This is a genomic window from Pseudomonas flexibilis, from assembly GCF_000806415.1.
In the GTDB taxonomy this organism is placed as follows: Bacteria; Pseudomonadota; Gammaproteobacteria; order Pseudomonadales; family Pseudomonadaceae; genus Serpens; species Serpens flexibilis.
In genome coordinates this window covers 143,694-160,068 of sequence record NZ_JTAK01000001.1, presented here as the reverse complement: position 1 = coordinate 160,068, position 16,375 = coordinate 143,694, and the positions used below count along the sequence as shown (strand labels likewise).

Sequence of the window (16,375 nt, the reverse complement as noted above, 5' to 3'; positions counted from 1 at the left end):
TGGCCGCGCTCAGTACAGGGTCACTGGAAGACGGCCGCCAGTTGCGCGGCGTTCTGCCCCAGCTGCTGGCCACCTTCGTTAAGGCCCTGTCGCAGGTAGTGGGCCATCTGCTGCTGCTTGGCAATGGCCAGGTCGGTTTCCGGATCGCCGCCGGGCACGTAGGCGCCGACGCTGAGCAGGTCGCGGCTCTGCTGGTAGCGCGACCAGAAGCGCTTGAAGCGCTGCGCCAGCTGCAGATGCTCCGGCGTGACCACCTGCGGCATCACCCGGCTGATCGACGCTTCGATGTCGATGGCCGGGTAGTGCCCCTCCTCGGCCAGGCGGCGCGACAGCACGATATGGCCGTCGAGCACGCCGCGCGCCGCGTCGGCGATCGGGTCCTGCTGGTCATCCCCTTCGGACAGCACGGTGTAGAAGGCAGTGATCGAACCGCCGCCCTGCTCCGCGTTACCGGCGCGCTCGACCAGCGCCGGCAACTTGGCGAACACCGAGGGCGGGTAACCCTTGGTGGCCGGCGGCTCGCCGATGGCCAGGGCGATCTCGCGCTGGGCCTGGGCATAGCGGGTCAGCGAGTCCATCAGCAACAGGACGTTCTTGCCCTGGTCGCGGAAATACTCGGCGATGCGTGTGCAGTACTGGGCGGCGCGCAGGCGCATCAGCGGCGCCTCGTCGGCCGGCGAGGCGACTACCACGGAGCGCTTGAGACCTTCCTCGCCGAGGATGTGCTCAATGAATTCCTTCACCTCGCGGCCCCGCTCGCCGATCAACCCAACCACGATGATGTCGGCCTGGGTGAAGCGGGTCATCATGCCCAGCAGCACTGACTTGCCCACGCCGGTGCCGGCGAACAGGCCCAGGCGCTGCCCGCGTCCAACGGTGAGCAGGCCGTTGATGCTGCGAATACCGACGTCCAGCGGCTGGTCGATGGGATGGCGGCGCAGCGGGTTGATCGCCGGCGCGACCAGCGGCACCCAGTCCTCGGCGCGCATGCGGCCCTTGCCGTCCAGTGGCTTGCCGGTGCCGTCCAACACCCGGCCAAGCATGCTCATACCCATGGGCAGGCGGCCGCTGTCGGCCAGTGGCACCACGCGGGCGCCCGGGGCGATACCGGCCAGACTGCCAACGGGCATCAGGTAGGTCTTGCTGCCGGCGAAGCCCATGACTTCGGCTTCGATCTCCAGCGGATGATGGCGGTCGCCGTTCATCACCAGGCAGCGGCTGCCCACAGCCGCACTGAGGCCTTCGGCTTCCAGGGTCAGGCCGACCATGCGCAGCAGGCGCCCTTCGACCACCGGACGACTGGGCAGGCTGACCGCCTGCTGGTAGCCGGCCAGGCGGCGGGCCAAGGTGGTGCGCTCAAGGCGCATCGGCTTGCTCCCCGCCGGGCAGCTCGACGATCAGGTCGGGCGCCGGCGGATGCAGGCGTTGCTCGCGCTTGTGCTCGAACAGCTGCGCCAGCGCCTGCTTGAGGCGGGTTTCCACGGTGGCATCGACCAGACTGTTCTGGCTTTCCACGCGGCAGCCGCCCGGCTGCAGGCTGGCGTCCTCGATGATCTTCCAGCTTTCCTCGTGGCGTTCGCGCAGCGCCTTGACCAGCTCGAAGTCCTGGGGATTGACGTGGATGCGCAGGCTGCCGGCGCCCATGGGCAGCAGGCCGAGCGCTTCGGAGAGGATCAGTTGCAGCTGGCTGGAATCGGTGCGCAGCTCGCGCTGGATGACCTCGCGGCTGACATGGGCGACCAGGTCGACCAGCGCCAGCTCCAGCGCCTGGTCCTGCTCGGCGATGGGCTCCAGCAGGTGACCCATCAACTGTTCCAGGCGCGCCAGCTGCTCGTTCAGGCGGGCCTCCGCCTCCTGGCGGGCGCGCAACTGGCCGGCGTGGAAGCCGTCCTTCTCGCCCGTGGAAAAGCCTTCGTTGTAGGCCTCCTGACGGATGGCCTCCAGCTCTTCGAGGGTGATCGGCTGCACCGCCTCGACCGGCACTTCCTCGATGCTGGCCTGGACTTCCGGCTCCGGCTCCACTTCGGGCAGCGGCTCCGGCGCGGGCGCCGGTTTGAGCGGATCGAAGCTGGGCAGCAGCCAGCGCTCGAACGGCGGCAGGTCGCTGGCGCGGATCAGATCGCTTTCGTATTCGCCTTGGCCATTCTGCATGGTGACTCGACTCTCGCCCCGCCAGGGGTCTGGCTATCCCGGCAAGCGGGATCAGATCATTTCTTCGGCGCCCTTCGGGCCGATGACGATTTCGCCGGCTTCGGCCATGCGACGCGCGATGCCGAGGATTTCCTTCTGCGCCGTCTCGACATCGCTGACGCGCACCGGGCCGAGGCTTTCCAAGTCGTCGCGCAGCAGCTCGCCAGCGCGCTTGGACATGTTCTTGAAGATCTTCTCCTTGACGTTCTCGTCGGCGCCCTTGAGGGCCAGGGTGAGCACGTCGGAGGAGATCTCGCGCAGCAGCGCCTGGATGCCACGGTCGTCGATGTCGGCCAGGTTCTCGAAGACGAACATCAGGTCTTCGATCTCCAGCGCCAGCTCCTCGTCCAGCTCGCGGATGGCATCCATCAGCGGGCCTTCGATGGTGCTGTCCAGGTAGTTCATGATGTCGGCGGCACGCTTCACGCCGCCCAGGGTGGCGCGACTGGTGTTGGTGTTGCCGGAGAACTGCTTCTCGAGGATGGTGTTGAGCTCCTTGAGCGCCGCCGGTTGCACGGTGTTCAGCGAGGACACGCGCAGCAGGATGTCCAGGCGCGCCTTGTGCGGGAAGTGGCTGAGCACCTCGCTGGCCTGGTCGGCGTCCAGGTAGGCCACCACGATGGCCTGGATCTGCGGGTGTTCGTAGCGGATCACGTCGGCCACGGCGCGCGGCTCCATCCACTTCAGGCTGTCCAGGCCGCTGGTGCTGCCGCCCAGCAGGATGCGGTCGATCAGGCTGCCCGCCTTGTCCTCGCCCAGGGCCTGGGTGAGCATCTTGCGGATGTAGCCGTCGGTACCCACGCCCAGGCCGGTCTGCTCGCCGACCATGACGATGAATTCGCTGAGGACTTCCTCGACCTGCTCGCGGTGCACGTTGCCCAGGTGGGCCATGGCCACACCGACCTTCTGCACTTCCTTGGGGCCCAGATGACGCAGTACCTGCGCGGCGTCGGTCTCGCCCAGGGAGAGCAGCAGGATGCCGGCCTTGTCGACTTTGCTCAGTTTGCTCACGGTCACTCGTCCCCGTTGATCCATTCTTTGACGACTTCGGCAACGCGGGCCGGGTTTTCCGCCACCAGGTTCTTGATGGCGTTCAGCTGGGCTTCGAATCCGTCATTGGGGTTGGCCAGCATGATCTGCTGGGCCGAACCGCTCAGGCTCAGTTGGTCTTCATCCAGCTCGGAGGACAACGGCTGCAGGTCGCGCTCGAACGGCACCAGATCCTTGCCTTCGCCCTTCTTGTTGCCGGTGATGTTGTTGAGCAGCGGACGCAGCACGCCGAACACCAACGCGAGGATGAACAGCGCGCCGATGATCTGTTTGGCGATGTCCCAGAACCAGGGCTGCGCGTAGAACGGGATCTCCTCGAACACTTCGCCACGGTCGGCGACGAAGGGCGTGTTGACCACGCTGACGCTGTCGCCACGGCTGGCATCGAAGCCCACCGCGTCCTGCACCAGGCGGGTGAAGCGCGCCAGGTCCTCGGCACTCCAGGGCTGGTAGGTGACGGTACCGGACTGCGGATCGACGACCTGCTGGTCGTCCACCACCACGGCGATGGACAAGCGGCGAACGCGGCCCTGCTGCTGGCGGGTGTAGCTGATGGAGCGATCCAGCTCGTAGTTGCGGGTCGCCTGCTCGCGCTTGTCGGCCGGATACGGCGCCAGCATCGGCGTGCCGGTGGCCGGATCCATGATCTGCTGGCCGTTGGCGTCCAGCAGCGGCTGGCCGGGCGGAATCGCGCCGACATTCGCGGCGCCGAAGCCCAGCTGTTCGGGCGCGGCGCCCGGGGCCGGCGGCTGGTTGCTCAGCGCGCCCGGAACACCTTGCGGCGGCAGGCTGCTCTGGCGTTGTTCCTTGACGGCCTGCTCGCTGCGCAGCGCGGGCTGGTCGGGGTTGAAGGTCTCGGTGGTGGACTCGACGGCGTTGAAATCCACGTCGGCAGAGACTTCCGCCTTGTAGCGCTCGTTGCCCAGCACCGGACGCAGGATGTTGTGCACGCGCTGGGTCAGCAGGGTTTCCACCCGGCGGCTGTACTCGAACTGGCGGCCGGCGACGGTCAGCTCGGACAGCTCCTGCTGATCGGAGAGCAGGTTGCCCTTCTGGTCCACCACGGTGACCTGGGACTTGTTCAGCTCCGGCACGCTGGTAGCCACCAGGTTGATGATCGCCTGGACCTGGCCGGGCTCCAGGTTGCGTCCCTGGAATAGCTCCAGCAGCACCGAAGCGCTGGGCTTGCGCTCGTCGCGCACGAACACCGAGCTCTTCGGAATGGCCAGGTGCACGCGCGCCGATTTGACGCCGTTGAGGCTGGCGATGGTGCGCCCCAGCTCGCCTTCCAGACCACGGCGGTAACGCGCCGCTTCCATGAACTGGCTGGTGCCCAGGCTCTGCTCGCGGTCGAGGATCTCGAAGCCCACGCTGTTGTCGCGTGGCGCCACGCCGGCGGTGGCCAGTTTCAGGCGCGCCTGGGCCATGTCCTGGGCCTTGACCAGCAGGGCGCCGGAATTGGGTTCGACGGTGTAGTGGATGCCGGCGGTGTTGAGGACATCGACCACCTGGCTGACGTCCATACCGTTGAGGTTGCCGTACAGGGGGCGGTAGTCCGGCTGCTGGGACCAGAGCACCACGGCGAAGCCGATGGCCACGCTGGCGGCCAGCCCGACCAGCAGGCCCACCTGGCGCAGCATGGACATTTCGGAAAGGTTTTCCAGGAAGGCGAGCCCGAACAGCGGCGGCTTCTTGGCCGGGGCTTCCGCCTCGTTGGAATGGGCGGGAACCTTCGCTACAGCGTCAGACATGGATCATCCGTCCTTAGATCGACATCTGCATGATGTCCTGGTAGGCCTGCACCAGCTTGTTACGCACCTGGGTCATGGCCTGGAAGGACACCGAGGCCTTCTGCGAGGCAATCATCACATCAGTCAGGTCCACCCCGCCCTGGCCCATTTCGAAGGCGGTGGCGAGCTGGTTGGCGGAGCTCTGGGTCTGGCTCACCTTGTTGACCGCCTGCCCCAGCAGATCGGCGAAGCTCGGCATGCCGTTGGCCGGCGCCTCGGGCTGTGCCGGCTTGAAACGGGCCATGGCGTCCGCCTGCATGGAACGCATGTCCATCAGCAAACGATTGAACTGCACACCCTGACTCATGTGTCATTTCCTCTTACTGGCGGCATAGATTTGACGCCCCACATCACAGAGCCCAGACATAGCAACATCAGTGCCAAGGGCCAAGTCATTGATTGAGCGAGAGTTTTGCTTGCGCTACAGGCTGTCGGAAAGTGGACGGTGGCGCACACCGACGAGACGGCCCACCCCGGCCGCCCCGAAAAACGTCGATTTCGTCACTTAGTGGCGCGACGATAGCATATTGATTTGCACATGCCAGCTCCGAAAGGAGCCCTTCGCTTACAGCGGATCGTTCATGCGCAGCAGTTCGTCGGGCAGATGCTCGATGTAGTCATCGTCCAGATCGGGCGGCGGCATCTGCAGGTGGTAGCCCTGCTTGTCGAGGTTCTCCAGCACCTGGTGGATGTCCTCGCGGGCCAGCTGGCGCTCGGGGTGCAGTACCAGATCGAAGGCCAGCTGCGGCGTGCCGAAGGCGGCGAGCAGACCTTCCGGCACTCGCGCCAAGGCGTCGCTTTTCAATACGTAGAGGTACATCTCGCGCTTGCGCGGGCTCTTGTAGATGGAACAGATGCGTTTCATGCCGATTCTCCGGGAGCGGACAACGCCTCGAGCAACGCCTGTCCGAGGCGTTCACGGCGCCAGCCGCGCAGGTTGTCCGGCAATTCATAGGGGCCGTTGGGGTAGCCACTGCGCAGCAGGGCTTCCAGGGATTTCTTGCGCAGCATCAGCTCGGGCGCCATGTCCAGGCGCGCCGCCTCGGCCTGGCCAACCGCGCGCAGCTTCTTGAGCAGGCGACCGACTTCCAGCGGCAGCGGTTCGTCCACCGGCTGCGGCCAGGCGTCGGGCGGCAGCGCCGCCGCCTGGCGGATCAGCTGCAGGAGGGTTTCGCCATCCTGGCGCACAGTGCGCGGATGCATGTCTTCAATGCGCGACAGCGCGCCCAGCTCCGCGGGCTGGTAGCGCGCCAGCGGCCACAGCGAGGCCTCGCGCAGGATGCGGTTGCGCGGCACATCGCGACGGCGCGCCTCACGCTCGCGCCAGGCGTACAGGGCCCGGTACACCGCCAGTTGCTGGCGGGACAGCTTCCAGGCCAGCTTGCCGTCGCGATACATCTCGTCCGGGTCGACCTCGCGGCGCAGGTTGGCGACCAGCTCGGCGCCATCCTCCAGCAGCCAGCCACGCTTTTCCGCGCTGAGCCGTTCGTCCAGCGCGCGATAGACCTCGACCAGGTGCTGCACATCCTCGGCGGCGTAGCGCACCTGCATGTCGCTTAGCGGGCGCTGCAACCAGTCGGAGCGAGTTTCGCCCTTGGGCAGCTCCACGCCCAGCAGCGCCTGCACCAGGCGCGAGTAGCCCATGGAAAAGCCCAGGTTGAGGTAGGCCGCCGCCAGTTGTGTGTCGAACAACGGCTGCGGCAGGGTGCCGGTCAGGCGCTGGAACACTTCCAGGTCCTCGCTGCAGGCATGCAGCACCTTGACCACCGCGGGATCATCCAGCAGCGCGGCGAACGGTGACCAGTCGCGGATGCACAGCGGATCGATCAGCGCGGCCTGCCGGCCATCACCGACCTGCACCAGGCCGGCGATCGGATAGAAGGTGTCGACCCGCATGAACTCGGTATCCAGCACCACGAAAGGCTGCGCGCGCCAGGCGGCGCACTGCTGCGCCAGCTCGGCGTCGTCGCGGATCCAGTGAATGTCGATGGCCACGCGGGTCTCCTCGATTGCCGGCACGTCGATTGCGGGCGCGCAGTATACAGCGCGTCGCGTTTTGCGCGCGGCGTCGCAAATACGGCTCGCTCGGGACGGCGGCACGCCCGGCGGGGCCGGCTGCACGCCGGCCGACAGAACCGGGAAACGGGTTCAGGCCAGGGTCAGCTCCTCGCTGACCGTCCCGGCCGGGGCGACGCCCTTGTCGAGCATGGCCTGCAGGCGCGCGCGGGTTTCGGCCATCAGCTCGGGCAGGCGCTCCACGGAATACTGGCTGGCGTCGATGGGCTCGCCGATTTCCACCTCCACCGGCATGCCCAGGTTCAGCCTCCAGGTACGTGCCGGCAGCACCTGGTGAATGCCGCGGATCGCCAGCGGCACGATGACCGCATCGGTGTCCAGCGCCAGGTGGAAGCAGCCCTTCTTGAAGGGCAGCAGCCGGCCATCGGCCGAACGGGTGCCTTCCGGAGCGGCCCACAGCACGATGCCGCTTTCCATCAGACGACGCGCGTTCTGCAGGTCGCGCACGGCCTGGTGGCGGTTGCCGCGATTGATGGAAGGGAATTCACCGGCGCGCAGGGTCTGGCCGAACAGCGGAATGGAGAACAGTTCCTTCTTGGCCAGCATGCGGATCGAGCCTGGCAGGTGGGCGAAGCTCACCGGGATGTCGTAGTGGCTGGAATGGTTGCAGAGAATGATGTAGCGGCGGCCGTCGGAGAAATCCGGCGCCTGCCCCTGCACGCGAATGTCGATGCGCGCCATGCGCAGCAGCACCCGGGCCCAGCTGCGCGCATAACGGTCGATGTGCTCGCGGCGCAGCCGGCCCACGGCGGCGCGCATCAGGATGACGCAGCAGTGATAGGCGGTCAGCAGCACACTGCCCAGGACAACCCCCACGCGGCGTGCCAGCGTGGCGCTCTCGGTGATGACAGCCAGATTAGACATGAACGCTCCCATTTCTCTGACGGGTCTATGCCAGGCGACTGGCGAAATATGACAGCCACCTTATGATGCCTGCCCTGCCCTTCGCGACACAGGAGCCACCCATGTCCTTTGCCCGCCTGCTGACTGCGCCCCAACTTGCCGAACGCCTGTCGGCGCCGGAGTTGCGCATCCTGGACTGCCGTTTCGCCCTCGACGACCCCGCCTACGGTCGTACCCGCTACGCCGCGGGGCATGTGCCCGGGGCCCAGTTCGCCGACCTGGAGCGGGACCTGTCCGGCCCGATCATCAAGGGGGTGACCGGTCGCCACCCGCTGCCGGACCCCGCCCGCCTGCAGGAGGCCCTGCGCGCCTGGGGCGTGGATCAGGACAGCACCATCGTGCTCTACGACGACGGCCCCGGCGCCTTCGCGGCGCGGGCCTGGTGGCTGCTGGCGTGGCTCGGCAAGCGTGACGGCGTGTTCCTGCTCGACGGCGGCTTCCAGGCCTGGCAGGCCGCCGGCCTGCCGGTAACCGCGCAGGTCACCGAACCGGCACGCGGGGACTTCACCGCTCGCCCGGACGCCTGCCTGGTCGTGGAGGCCGATCAACTGGGCCGGCGTCTGGCGGAGCCTGGCCTGACCCTGATCGATGCCCGTGCCCTGCCGCGCTTTCGCGGCGAGGTGGAGCCGCTGGACCCGGTCGCCGGCCACATCCCCGGCGCCCGCTGCGCTCCCTTCACCGACAATCTGGGCGCCGACGGACGCTTTCTGCCGCCCGAACAGTTGCGCCAGCGCTTCGAAAACCTGCTGGCGGGACGCAACCCCGAACAACTGGTGGCCTATTGCGGCTCGGGCGTTACCGCCTGCCATAACCTGTTCGCCCTGAGCCTCGCCGGCCTGCCGCTGGCGCCGCTGTATGCCGGCTCCTGGAGCGAGTGGATCACCGATCCGGCACGCCCGGTGGCCAGAGGTGACTGAACAGTCACTCAGGGACCCTATATTTCCTTAGAGAACAAATAGTTACATTGGTAACCCGGTTTTTTTAGCATGCTTTATCGCAACCCATTCACGGCACGCATAAAACCTGCGAAAGCCGCGATACAGAGCGGTTTGCACCTAGAACGGGGGGATTCTTCCTGTTAGCGTCGCCCGCTCGCTTCAACTTGAAAAACCGGAGTTACCGATGAAACAAGCCTGGATAAAAACAACACTGGCTCTGGCGATTGGCGCCCTGTCGAGCCAGGCACTGGCAAACGGACTGGCCATCAACGAGCACAGCGCCAGCGGCATGGGAACCGCCTTCGCCGGCCGTTCCTCCAATGTCCTGGACGCCAGCATCGTGGCCGGCAACCCGGCCGGCATGTCCAAGCTTGAGCGTCGCGAGGTCAGCGGTGGCCTGGCGTTCATCCATGCACTCACCGATATCGAAGCGACCGGCGGCACCGGCAGCACCGATGGCGACATGGTGCCCTTCGCCACCGTGCCGTTCGGCTACTACGTCACCCCGATCAACGACAAGCTGCACTTCGGTCTCGGCCTGTACGTGCCGTTCGCGGTCATCAGCGACTACGAGAACGGCCACATGGGCCGCTACCACGGCCTGAACAGCGAAGTTGAAGTGGTCAACCTGCAGCCGACCCTCAGCTACAAGATCAACGACCAGGTGTCGGTGGGTGGTGGCCTGGTGATCAGCCGCATCTACGGCAAGCTGACCCGCTCCATCCCGATGGGCAAGCTCGATCCGCTACTGGCTGGTCTGCCGGACGGCCATTCCGATGTGGAAGGCGACGATGTCTCCTATGGCTACAACCTCGGCGTACTGGTGGATGTCACCGAGCGACTGAGCTGGGGCCTGACCTACCACTCCAAGGTCAAGTACAACCTGGAAGGCGATACCAAGGTCAGCGGCATTACCGCTGCCACCCCTGCCCTCGGCTCGCTGAACACCACCTACGATGCCGCCGTGGACATCACCATGCCGGAGTCGGTGGACACCTCGGTGACCTACCGCCTGGACGACCAGTGGACCCTGTACGGTGGCGCCACCTGGACCCGCTGGAGTCGCCTGGAAAGCCTGGTGATCGAGAACCAGACCAGCAACCCCGTCCAGGCGGGTGTCGTCGGTCGCGTCGAAGAACCACTGAAGTGGAGCGATACCTGGTCGTTCGCCGTCGGCACCTCCTACCAGCTGAACCCGCAGTGGGTGCTGCGCGCCGGCCTGGCACTCGACGAGTCGCCGACCAACGACGAGCACCGCACCACTCGTATTCCGGTATCGGATCGCACCATCCTGTCCCTGGGCGCCGGCTGGAACATCAACCGCGACATGACCCTCGACCTGGCCTACTCCTACCTGAAGGAAGACAAGGGTGAGGTGAACCAGGCCGGCTACAACGCCGAGTACGAAAACTCCGCCCACGGCCTGGCAGCCCAGCTGACCTACCGCTTCTAAGCGGCTGTGGCGTAACGAAAAGCCGGACCCTTGGGTCCGGCTTTTTCATTTTCTGTAGGGTGGACAACGCGTTTCTTGTCCACCAAGCAGCCCGCACACAAGCGGTGGACAGAAAAACGCTGTCCACCCTACGAACGCATGCCACCCTATGCCGCCATGCGCTCGCAGGCCTCGGCGCAGGCCGTGCACGCCTTAGCGCAGGCCTGGCAATGGTCGTGTTCGTGACCGGCACATTCGCTGGCGCAGGCGCGGCAGGCTTCGGCGCACACCCGACACAGCGCTGCGGCCTGCTCGCTGTCCCGCATCATCAGCACGGCGCACAGCCGACACAGGTCCGCACAATCGCGATCCAGCTGGATGCAGCGGGCCATCATCTTCACATCCTCCTCGCGCAGGCAGGAGGTGGCGCAATGTTCGCAGGCCTCGGCACACCGGGTGCAGGCCTGGACGCAGTCTTGGTAGCGGGAATTGATCATGGGTGCCCTCCGACGGTTCAGGACAGCATGGCGCTGCCGGAACTGTTGAGACCGGACCACCCCGGACGGGTTCTGCCCCTGCGATCAGCCCTGCCAGGCGGTCACGAAGTCGCCGGGATCCAGCTCCTGCGGGGTGCGGCGTTCGCCTTCGGCACGCCCCAGGTAGATGAAGCCGACGATCTGTTCCTTCGCGCCGACGCCCAGGCCGGCCTTGACGAGGGGGTCGTGGGAAAGATCGCCGCTGCGCCAGATCGCCCCGAGGCCCAGCGCATGGGCGGCGATCACGATGCCATGGGCGGCACAGCCGGCGGAGAGCAACTGCTCGCTCTCCGGCACCTTGAAGTGTGTCTTCGGCGAGGCGATGACGACCACCAGCAGCGGCGCGCGCAGCGGCATGGCGCGGGCCTTGGCGAGCATCTCCGGCTTGGCGCCGCTGGCCGACACCGCCTGGGCGAACAGCTCACCCAGGCGCTCGCGGGCGGCCCCTTCGATGGTCAGGAACCGCCAGGGCCGCAACTGGCCATGGTCGGGGGCGCGCAACGCCGCGCGGAACAGCAGCTGGCGCTGCGCCGCGTCCGGCGCCGGGTCATGCAACCGCGGCACGGACACGCGGGTCAGCAGAGCGTCAAGAGCCTCCATGGGCCACCTCCAGAATCGATACAGGCAGCCATTCTAGTGGCCCAGGCGCCAGAAAGGGGATGTCGCGCGCGCCGCGCCCGCTCAGGCGACGCGATCGGGGGACAGGTCCGGCTGCAGCGGGGGCGTCACGGGCGGCAGGCCATGGGCGGCGCGGGCGGTATCGCAGTTCGGGTTGTGCTGACCATTGGCCCACGAGGCTTCGAACTCGCGGCAGGTGCTGGAGCGCTGTTCGTACATGGTGCAGCGCACCGAGCAGCCGACATCGCCGAGCAGCGCCACGCAGCGCGCCGGCTTGGCGTCGGTGCCGATCATGGCGGCGTGATAGGGGGAAATCTGCACGACCCGATCATCTGGCACGCTGCCGCCGGCGGAACGGCATTCGCCCCAGTAGAAGGACACACGAAAGTACGCGCAGCAAGCGCCGCACGTGAGGCAGGGGTTCTCTTGAGACATGGGGAGCAGACTCGGAAACCGGCAGAGCAGCCGGCGCTGGGCGGCTATTCTATGCATCGCATTCCGGCTGTGAAGAGGGCTGCGAAAGAATTTCGTCAGCCCTCACCGCTCGGTTTACAGGCGGGTTCACAAGGTTAGAATGCGCCCCTCCTTTTCCCGTCCGAGCCACCCCATGGCCCTGCCGACACTGCGCATCATCGGTTTCATTCTCGGGATCTTCCTCATCACCCTGGCCGCCAGCATGCTGCTGCCTTTGTTCGCCCAGCTCTGGTACGGGCGCACCGATGAGCTGGAGGCGTTTCTCTGGTCGAGTCTGATCACTTTCGGCACCGGCCTGGCCCTGGTGCTGCCCGGCCGCCCGGCCGAGGCGCATCTGCGTCCGCGCGACATGTACCTGCTGACCACCGCGAGCTGGCTGGTGGTAGCACTGTTCGCCGCGTTGCCAATGCTGATGATCCGCGACCTGAGCTACACCGACGCCTTCTTCGAGAGCATGTCGGGCATTACCACCACCGGCGGCACGGTTCTCACCGGCCTGGACGATGCCTCGCCCGGCCTGCTGCTGTGGCGCTCGCTGCTGCAATGGCTGGGCGGCATCGGCTTCATCGCCATGGCGGTAGCGATCCTGCCGCTGCTGCGCGTCGGTGGCATGCGCCTGTTCCAGACCGAGTCCTCGGACTGGTCGGAAAAGGTGCTGCCGCGTTCGCACATGGTGGCCAAGTACATCGTCGGGGTGTACCTGCTGTTCACGCTGCTTGGCACGCTGGCTTTCCACCTGGCCGGCATGGGCTGGTTCGATGCCGTGAACCACGCCATGACCTCGGTGGCTACCGCCGGCTTCTCCACCTCGGACGCCTCGCTGGCCGCCTTCCCGCCCGCCTCGCACTGGGTCGCGGTGGTGCTCATGGTCCTCGGCAGTCTGCCCTTCATGCTGTATGTGTCCACCCTGCGCGGCAATTACAAGGCGCTGCTGCGCGATCAGCAGGTTCGCGGCTTTCTCAAGCTGCTGGTCGCCGCCTGCCTGCTGTTTAGCGGCTGGCTGTGGCTGAACTCCGATTACGCCTGGAACGATGCGTTGCGCCTGGCCTCGGTAAACACCGTCTCCATCATCACCACCACCGGTTACGCCCTGGGCGATTACAGCCAGTGGGGCGACTTCGCCATCATGGCGTTCTTCTACCTGACCTTCATCGGCGGCTGCTCCGGCTCCTCCACTGGCGGGCTGAAGATCTTCCGCTTCCAGGTGGCCTTCGCACTGCTGCGCGCCAACATCCAGCAGTTGATCCACCCCCGTGCGGTGATCCAGCAGAAGTACAACGGCCATCCGCTGGACGAGGAAATCGTCCGCTCGATCCTGACCTTCTCATTCTTCTTCACCATCACCATCGGCGTGGTCGCCCTCGGCCTGGCGCTGCTGGGCCTGGACCCGCTGACCGCGCTGACCGGCGCCGCCACCGCGGTGTGCAACGTCGGTCCGGGGTTGGGTCCGATCATCGGCCCGGCCGGCAATTTCGCCAGCCTGCCGGATGCCGCCAAGTGGCTGCTGTCGCTGGGCATGCTGCTGGGGCGTCTGGAAATCATCACCGTGCTGGTGCTGTTCACCCACGCGTTCTGGCGTCACTGAGGCGCTCGTCGCGCACCAGGCGCAGCAGGGCCAGCAGCGTGGCGAAGGACGCCGGCGTGACGGCATACAGCACCAGGCCGCCCAGTGCCGGCACAAGGGCCAGGCCGGCCAGCCAACGACCGGGCACACCCGGCAGGCAGAAGCCGAGCAATGCCGGCGGCAGCGCCAGCCACGCCAGCACGCGCAGGTGGATGGCCCAGCCCAGCCAGCCCCGCGCGCGACAGGCGAGACTGGACGGCGCTTCGGCGCACCAGCCGAGCCAGCGCTCGTCTTCCAGGAAGAAGAAACGCAGTACCCCACAGGCCAGCACCCAGACCAGCAGGCCCAGCACCAGCCCCCCATAGCGCGCTGACGCTTCACCGATGGCGAACGGCCGTGTCGAACTCATCGTGGGCTCCCCGCAATGTGCCTGGCCCTGAAGAATAGCCAGCACCGACTGGTCTGCCGTGCGGCGCCGCCGGCATACTGCGCACCCAGCGGGCCGTTTCGTTGTCAAAGCCTCGTTCCCCTGCCGCACCGGACTGAACATGCCGCACCTGATTCCGCTCGCCCTCCTGCTCGGCCTGCTTGCTGGCCCCGCACCGGCCGCCGACCTTTCCCCCGACGCCTATGGCTTTCCGCTGAGCAACCCGTTCGAGGCCACCATCGCCGGCACGCCGCCGGACCTGCGGCCGGAACTGCCCGGGGATGACGAGATCAGCCAGGGCGACTACAGCCTGCTCTTGCGCCCGGAGCGCGAGTACAAGCTGCCGGCCAACTTCTGGGCGGTGAAGAAGCTGCGCTATCGACTCGCCACCCAGGACGGCCCGGCGCCGCTGATCTTCATCATTGCCGGCACCGGTGCCCACTACGCCAGCGGCAACATGGAACTGCTGAAGAAGGTCTTCTACCAGGGCGGTTTCCATGTGGTGCAGCTGTCCTCGCCGACCAGCTACGACTTCATGGCCGCCGCCTCGCGCTTCGCCACGCCGGGTATTTCCGCCGAGGATGCCGATGACCTCTACCGGGTCATGCAGGCGGTGATGGCCAACCACCCACAGCTTGACGTCACCGGCTACCACCTGACCGGCTACAGCCTCGGCGGCCTGCATGCCGCCTTCGTCAGCCACCTGGACGAACAGCGGCGCCACTTCAACTTCCAGCGAGTGCTGATGATCAACCCGCCGGTCAACCTCTACACCTCGGTGACCAACCTCGACCGCCTGGTGCAGACGCAGGTGGCCGATATTCGTGACGCCGCCTCCTTCTACGAGCGCATGTTCGAGAAGCTCACCCACTACTTCCAGCACAAGGGCAGCCTGGACATGAGCGCGGCGCTGCTGTTCGACTTCCAGCAGTCGCAGCAACGCCTGAGTGACGAGGAGATGGCGATGCTGATCGGCGCCTCGTTTCGTTTCTCGGCCGCCGACATCGTCTTCACCTCGGACCTGATCAACCGGCGCGGGCTGATCACCCCGCCCGGCTACCCGATCGACGAGGGCACCGAGATCACTCCGTTCTTCCGCCGCGCGCTGCTCTGCGACTTCGACTGCTACATGGCCGAGCAACTGGTGCCGATGTGGCGCAAGCGATTCGACGGCGGCAGCCTGCCGCAGCTGGTGAATGCGGTGAGCCTCTATGCCCTGGAGGACTACCTGCGCAACAGCGACAAGGTCGCCGTGATGCACAACGCCGATGACATCATTCTCGGCCCCGGCGATCTGGGTTTCCTGCGCCGCACCTTCGGCTCGCGGCTGACGCTGTACCCGCGCGGCGGCCACTGCGGCAACATGAATTACCGGGTCAACACCCAGGCCATGCTCGACTTCATGCGCCCGTAACGGATCACTGCCCATGCTTCGACAGCGTTTCACCCTGCTGACCCTGCTCATACTGGCCATGCCGATCAGCCAGGCGCAGACCCTCGCCACCGACGAGGACGGCTTCACCCGACCGCTGGAGCGGCTGACCTTCAACCCGGGCCTGGACCAGCGCGAATTCGAGCGCTCCACCCTGCTCGCCCTGGATGTCTACGACCCGCTGGAGCCCTGGAATCGCCGGGTCTATCACTTCAACCAGCGCTTCGACGAGTGGGTCTTCCTGCCGGTGGTCAACACCTACCAGGCGGTGACGCCCCGCTTCGTACGCAGCGGCGTGAGCAACTTCTTCAACAACATCGGCGACGTGGGCAACCTGTTCAACAGCCTGCTGCAGCTGAAGGGCCAGCGTTCCATGGAAATCACCGCGCGCGTGCTGTTCAACAGCACCTTCGGCGTGTTCGGCCTGTGGGACGTCGCCAGCCGAATGGGTCTGCCGCGCCACCGGGAAGATTTTGGCCAGACCCTCGGCGCCTACGGCGTGCCGTCCGGGCCGTACCTGGTGTTGCCGTTCCTCGGCCCCTCCAACCTGCGCGACACCGCCGGCCTGGCGGCCGACTTCTGGGTCGAAGGCGAAATCGACTACCTGGGCGTCAGCGAAGCCGCCAGTTATGGCCATCCGGAAATCTATGGCCTGCGCGTGGTGGACCTGCGCTACCAGACCAGCTTCCGCTACGGCCAGGTCAACTCGCCGTTCGAATATGAAAAGGTGCGCTACGTGTACAGCAAGGCACGGGAGCTGCAGATCTCGGAGTGAACGTGGGAACGAAGTCATTCGCGAGCTTTCCGGTCCGGCGTGCACCTTCGCGGACACGTCCTCTCCCGCCGCAGCCATTCCCGCGATCTCCACCTTCTGACCGATCTGCCACGCACCCGCGCACCGCAAGCCAAGGCATGCCGGACATCACGCTCGTATAACTCGCCGCG

Annotated in this window: 17 protein-coding genes; 5 read left to right on the top strand and 12 right to left on the bottom strand. The window is 66.3% G+C overall.

The window, feature by feature from the left end:
- Nucleotides 1-20 precede the first annotated feature (20 nt).
- The 8 genes from fliI to PT85_RS00750 form a co-directional block, all read right to left on the bottom strand.
- Complete coding sequence (fliI, locus tag PT85_RS00785) at nucleotides 21-1,367, bottom strand: flagellar protein export ATPase FliI (RefSeq protein ID WP_027590870.1); 1,347 nt, start codon at nucleotides 1,365-1,367, stop codon at nucleotides 21-23.
- On the bottom strand, nucleotides 1,357-2,151 hold the full coding sequence (fliH, locus tag PT85_RS00780; RefSeq protein ID WP_039605672.1) for a flagellar assembly protein FliH: 795 nt from the start codon (nucleotides 2,149-2,151) through the stop codon (nucleotides 1,357-1,359). The genes fliI and fliH overlap by 11 nt, the downstream gene beginning before the upstream one ends.
- 51 nt (nucleotides 2,152-2,202) lie before the next feature.
- On the bottom strand, nucleotides 2,203-3,225 hold the full coding sequence (fliG, locus tag PT85_RS00775) for a flagellar motor switch protein FliG (RefSeq protein ID WP_039560017.1): 1,023 nt from the start codon (nucleotides 3,223-3,225) through the stop codon (nucleotides 2,203-2,205).
- Entirely contained in the window at nucleotides 3,204-4,991 is a 1,788-nt protein-coding gene (gene fliF, locus PT85_RS00770) for a flagellar basal-body MS-ring/collar protein FliF (protein WP_039605671.1), read from the bottom strand. The genes fliG and fliF overlap by 22 nt, the downstream gene beginning before the upstream one ends.
- 13 nt (nucleotides 4,992-5,004) lie before the next feature.
- Nucleotides 5,005-5,337: a flagellar hook-basal body complex protein FliE gene (gene fliE / locus PT85_RS00765; RefSeq protein ID WP_027590874.1), complete on the bottom strand. Its 333-nt coding sequence runs from the start codon at nucleotides 5,335-5,337 to the stop codon at nucleotides 5,005-5,007.
- Between the two features lie 258 nt (nucleotides 5,338-5,595).
- Nucleotides 5,596-5,895: a YcgL domain-containing protein gene (locus PT85_RS00760; protein WP_027590875.1), complete on the bottom strand. Its 300-nt coding sequence runs from the start codon at nucleotides 5,893-5,895 to the stop codon at nucleotides 5,596-5,598.
- Nucleotides 5,892-7,025 carry a ribonuclease D gene (gene rnd / locus PT85_RS00755; RefSeq protein WP_027590876.1) on the bottom strand — a complete coding sequence of 378 codons (1,134 nt, stop codon included), beginning with the start codon at nucleotides 7,023-7,025 and terminating at the stop codon, nucleotides 5,892-5,894. The genes PT85_RS00760 and rnd overlap by 4 nt, the downstream gene beginning before the upstream one ends.
- Nucleotides 7,026-7,178: 153 nt before the next feature.
- Nucleotides 7,179-7,970 carry a lysophospholipid acyltransferase family protein gene (locus PT85_RS00750; RefSeq protein ID WP_037009137.1) on the bottom strand — a complete coding sequence of 264 codons (792 nt, stop codon included), beginning with the start codon at nucleotides 7,968-7,970 and terminating at the stop codon, nucleotides 7,179-7,181.
- 101 nt (nucleotides 7,971-8,071) lie between these two features.
- On the opposite strand from PT85_RS00750, the gene PT85_RS00745 reads away from it, so the two are divergent.
- A complete protein-coding gene (locus PT85_RS00745) occupies nucleotides 8,072-8,926 on the top strand; it encodes a sulfurtransferase (RefSeq protein WP_039605670.1) in 855 nt (284 codons plus the stop codon).
- Nucleotides 8,927-9,131: 205 nt separating this feature from the next.
- The gene (locus PT85_RS00740) at nucleotides 9,132-10,400 is read left to right on the top strand and encodes an OmpP1/FadL family transporter (protein ID WP_039605669.1); all 1,269 of its coding nucleotides are present in this window, start codon (nucleotides 9,132-9,134) and stop codon (nucleotides 10,398-10,400) included.
- A gap of 146 nt (nucleotides 10,401-10,546) precedes the next feature.
- Here PT85_RS00740 and PT85_RS00735 read toward each other — a convergent pair whose 3' ends face one another.
- From PT85_RS00735 to PT85_RS00725, 3 genes are all read right to left on the bottom strand, one after another.
- Nucleotides 10,547-10,876, bottom strand: coding sequence for a four-helix bundle copper-binding protein (locus PT85_RS00735; RefSeq protein WP_039560012.1), 330 nt, complete (start codon nucleotides 10,874-10,876; stop codon nucleotides 10,547-10,549).
- 84 nt (nucleotides 10,877-10,960) lie between these two features.
- Entirely contained in the window at nucleotides 10,961-11,515 is a 555-nt protein-coding gene (locus PT85_RS00730) for a nitroreductase family protein (protein ID WP_027590880.1), read from the bottom strand.
- 81 nt (nucleotides 11,516-11,596) lie between these two features.
- Nucleotides 11,597-11,968 (bottom strand): YkgJ family cysteine cluster protein, encoded by a 372-nt coding sequence (locus PT85_RS00725; protein ID WP_039560011.1) that lies wholly within the window; start codon nucleotides 11,966-11,968, stop codon nucleotides 11,597-11,599.
- Nucleotides 11,969-12,140: 172 nt separating this feature from the next.
- Between PT85_RS00725 and PT85_RS00720 the strand changes: the two genes are divergently transcribed.
- Nucleotides 12,141-13,592, top strand: coding sequence for a TrkH family potassium uptake protein (locus tag PT85_RS00720; RefSeq protein WP_039560010.1), 1,452 nt, complete (start codon nucleotides 12,141-12,143; stop codon nucleotides 13,590-13,592).
- On the opposite strand, the gene PT85_RS00715 is transcribed toward PT85_RS00720, so the two are convergent.
- Complete coding sequence (locus PT85_RS00715) at nucleotides 13,567-13,980, bottom strand: hypothetical protein (RefSeq protein WP_052199694.1); 414 nt, start codon at nucleotides 13,978-13,980, stop codon at nucleotides 13,567-13,569. The genes PT85_RS00720 and PT85_RS00715 overlap by 26 nt on opposite strands.
- A gap of 139 nt (nucleotides 13,981-14,119) precedes the next feature.
- On the opposite strand from PT85_RS00715, the gene PT85_RS00710 reads away from it, so the two are divergent.
- Complete coding sequence (locus tag PT85_RS00710) at nucleotides 14,120-15,412, top strand: serine/threonine protein kinase (RefSeq protein ID WP_039560008.1); 1,293 nt, start codon at nucleotides 14,120-14,122, stop codon at nucleotides 15,410-15,412.
- A gap of 58 nt (nucleotides 15,413-15,470) precedes the next feature.
- Nucleotides 15,471-16,205, top strand: a complete 735-nt coding sequence (locus PT85_RS00705) for an MlaA family lipoprotein (RefSeq protein ID WP_051587366.1) — start codon at nucleotides 15,471-15,473, stop codon at nucleotides 16,203-16,205.
- The last annotated feature ends 170 nt before the right edge of the window (nucleotides 16,206-16,375 follow it).

Bases quoted from the DNA above. Each gene is read 5' to 3' on its own strand.
- fliI (WP_027590870.1), bottom strand. From the start codon at position 1,367: ATGCGCCTTGAGCGCACCACCTTGGCCCGCCGCCTGGCCGGCTACCAG.
- fliH (WP_039605672.1), bottom strand. From the start codon at position 2,151: ATGCAGAATGGCCAAGGCGAATACGAAAGCGATCTGATCCGCGCCAGC.
- fliG (WP_039560017.1), bottom strand. From the start codon at position 3,225: ATGGATCAACGGGGACGAGTGACCGTGAGCAAACTGAGCAAAGTCGAC.
- fliF (WP_039605671.1), bottom strand. From the start codon at position 4,991: ATGTCTGACGCTGTAGCGAAGGTTCCCGCCCATTCCAACGAGGCGGAA.
- fliE (WP_027590874.1), bottom strand. From the start codon at position 5,337: ATGAGTCAGGGTGTGCAGTTCAATCGTTTGCTGATGGACATGCGTTCC.
- PT85_RS00760 (WP_027590875.1), bottom strand. From the start codon at position 5,895: ATGAAACGCATCTGTTCCATCTACAAGAGCCCGCGCAAGCGCGAGATG.
- PT85_RS00750 (WP_037009137.1), bottom strand. From the start codon at position 7,970: ATGTCTAATCTGGCTGTCATCACCGAGAGCGCCACGCTGGCACGCCGC.
- PT85_RS00745 (WP_039605670.1), top strand. From the start codon at position 8,072: ATGTCCTTTGCCCGCCTGCTGACTGCGCCCCAACTTGCCGAACGCCTG.
- PT85_RS00740 (WP_039605669.1), top strand. From the start codon at position 9,132: ATGAAACAAGCCTGGATAAAAACAACACTGGCTCTGGCGATTGGCGCC.
- PT85_RS00735 (WP_039560012.1), bottom strand. From the start codon at position 10,876: ATGATCAATTCCCGCTACCAAGACTGCGTCCAGGCCTGCACCCGGTGT.
- PT85_RS00730 (WP_027590880.1), bottom strand. From the start codon at position 11,515: ATGGAGGCTCTTGACGCTCTGCTGACCCGCGTGTCCGTGCCGCGGTTG.
- PT85_RS00725 (WP_039560011.1), bottom strand. From the start codon at position 11,968: ATGTCTCAAGAGAACCCCTGCCTCACGTGCGGCGCTTGCTGCGCGTAC.
- PT85_RS00720 (WP_039560010.1), top strand. From the start codon at position 12,141: ATGGCCCTGCCGACACTGCGCATCATCGGTTTCATTCTCGGGATCTTC.
- PT85_RS00715 (WP_052199694.1), bottom strand. From the start codon at position 13,980: ATGAGTTCGACACGGCCGTTCGCCATCGGTGAAGCGTCAGCGCGCTAT.
- PT85_RS00710 (WP_039560008.1), top strand. From the start codon at position 14,120: ATGCCGCACCTGATTCCGCTCGCCCTCCTGCTCGGCCTGCTTGCTGGC.
- PT85_RS00705 (WP_051587366.1), top strand. From the start codon at position 15,471: ATGCCGATCAGCCAGGCGCAGACCCTCGCCACCGACGAGGACGGCTTC.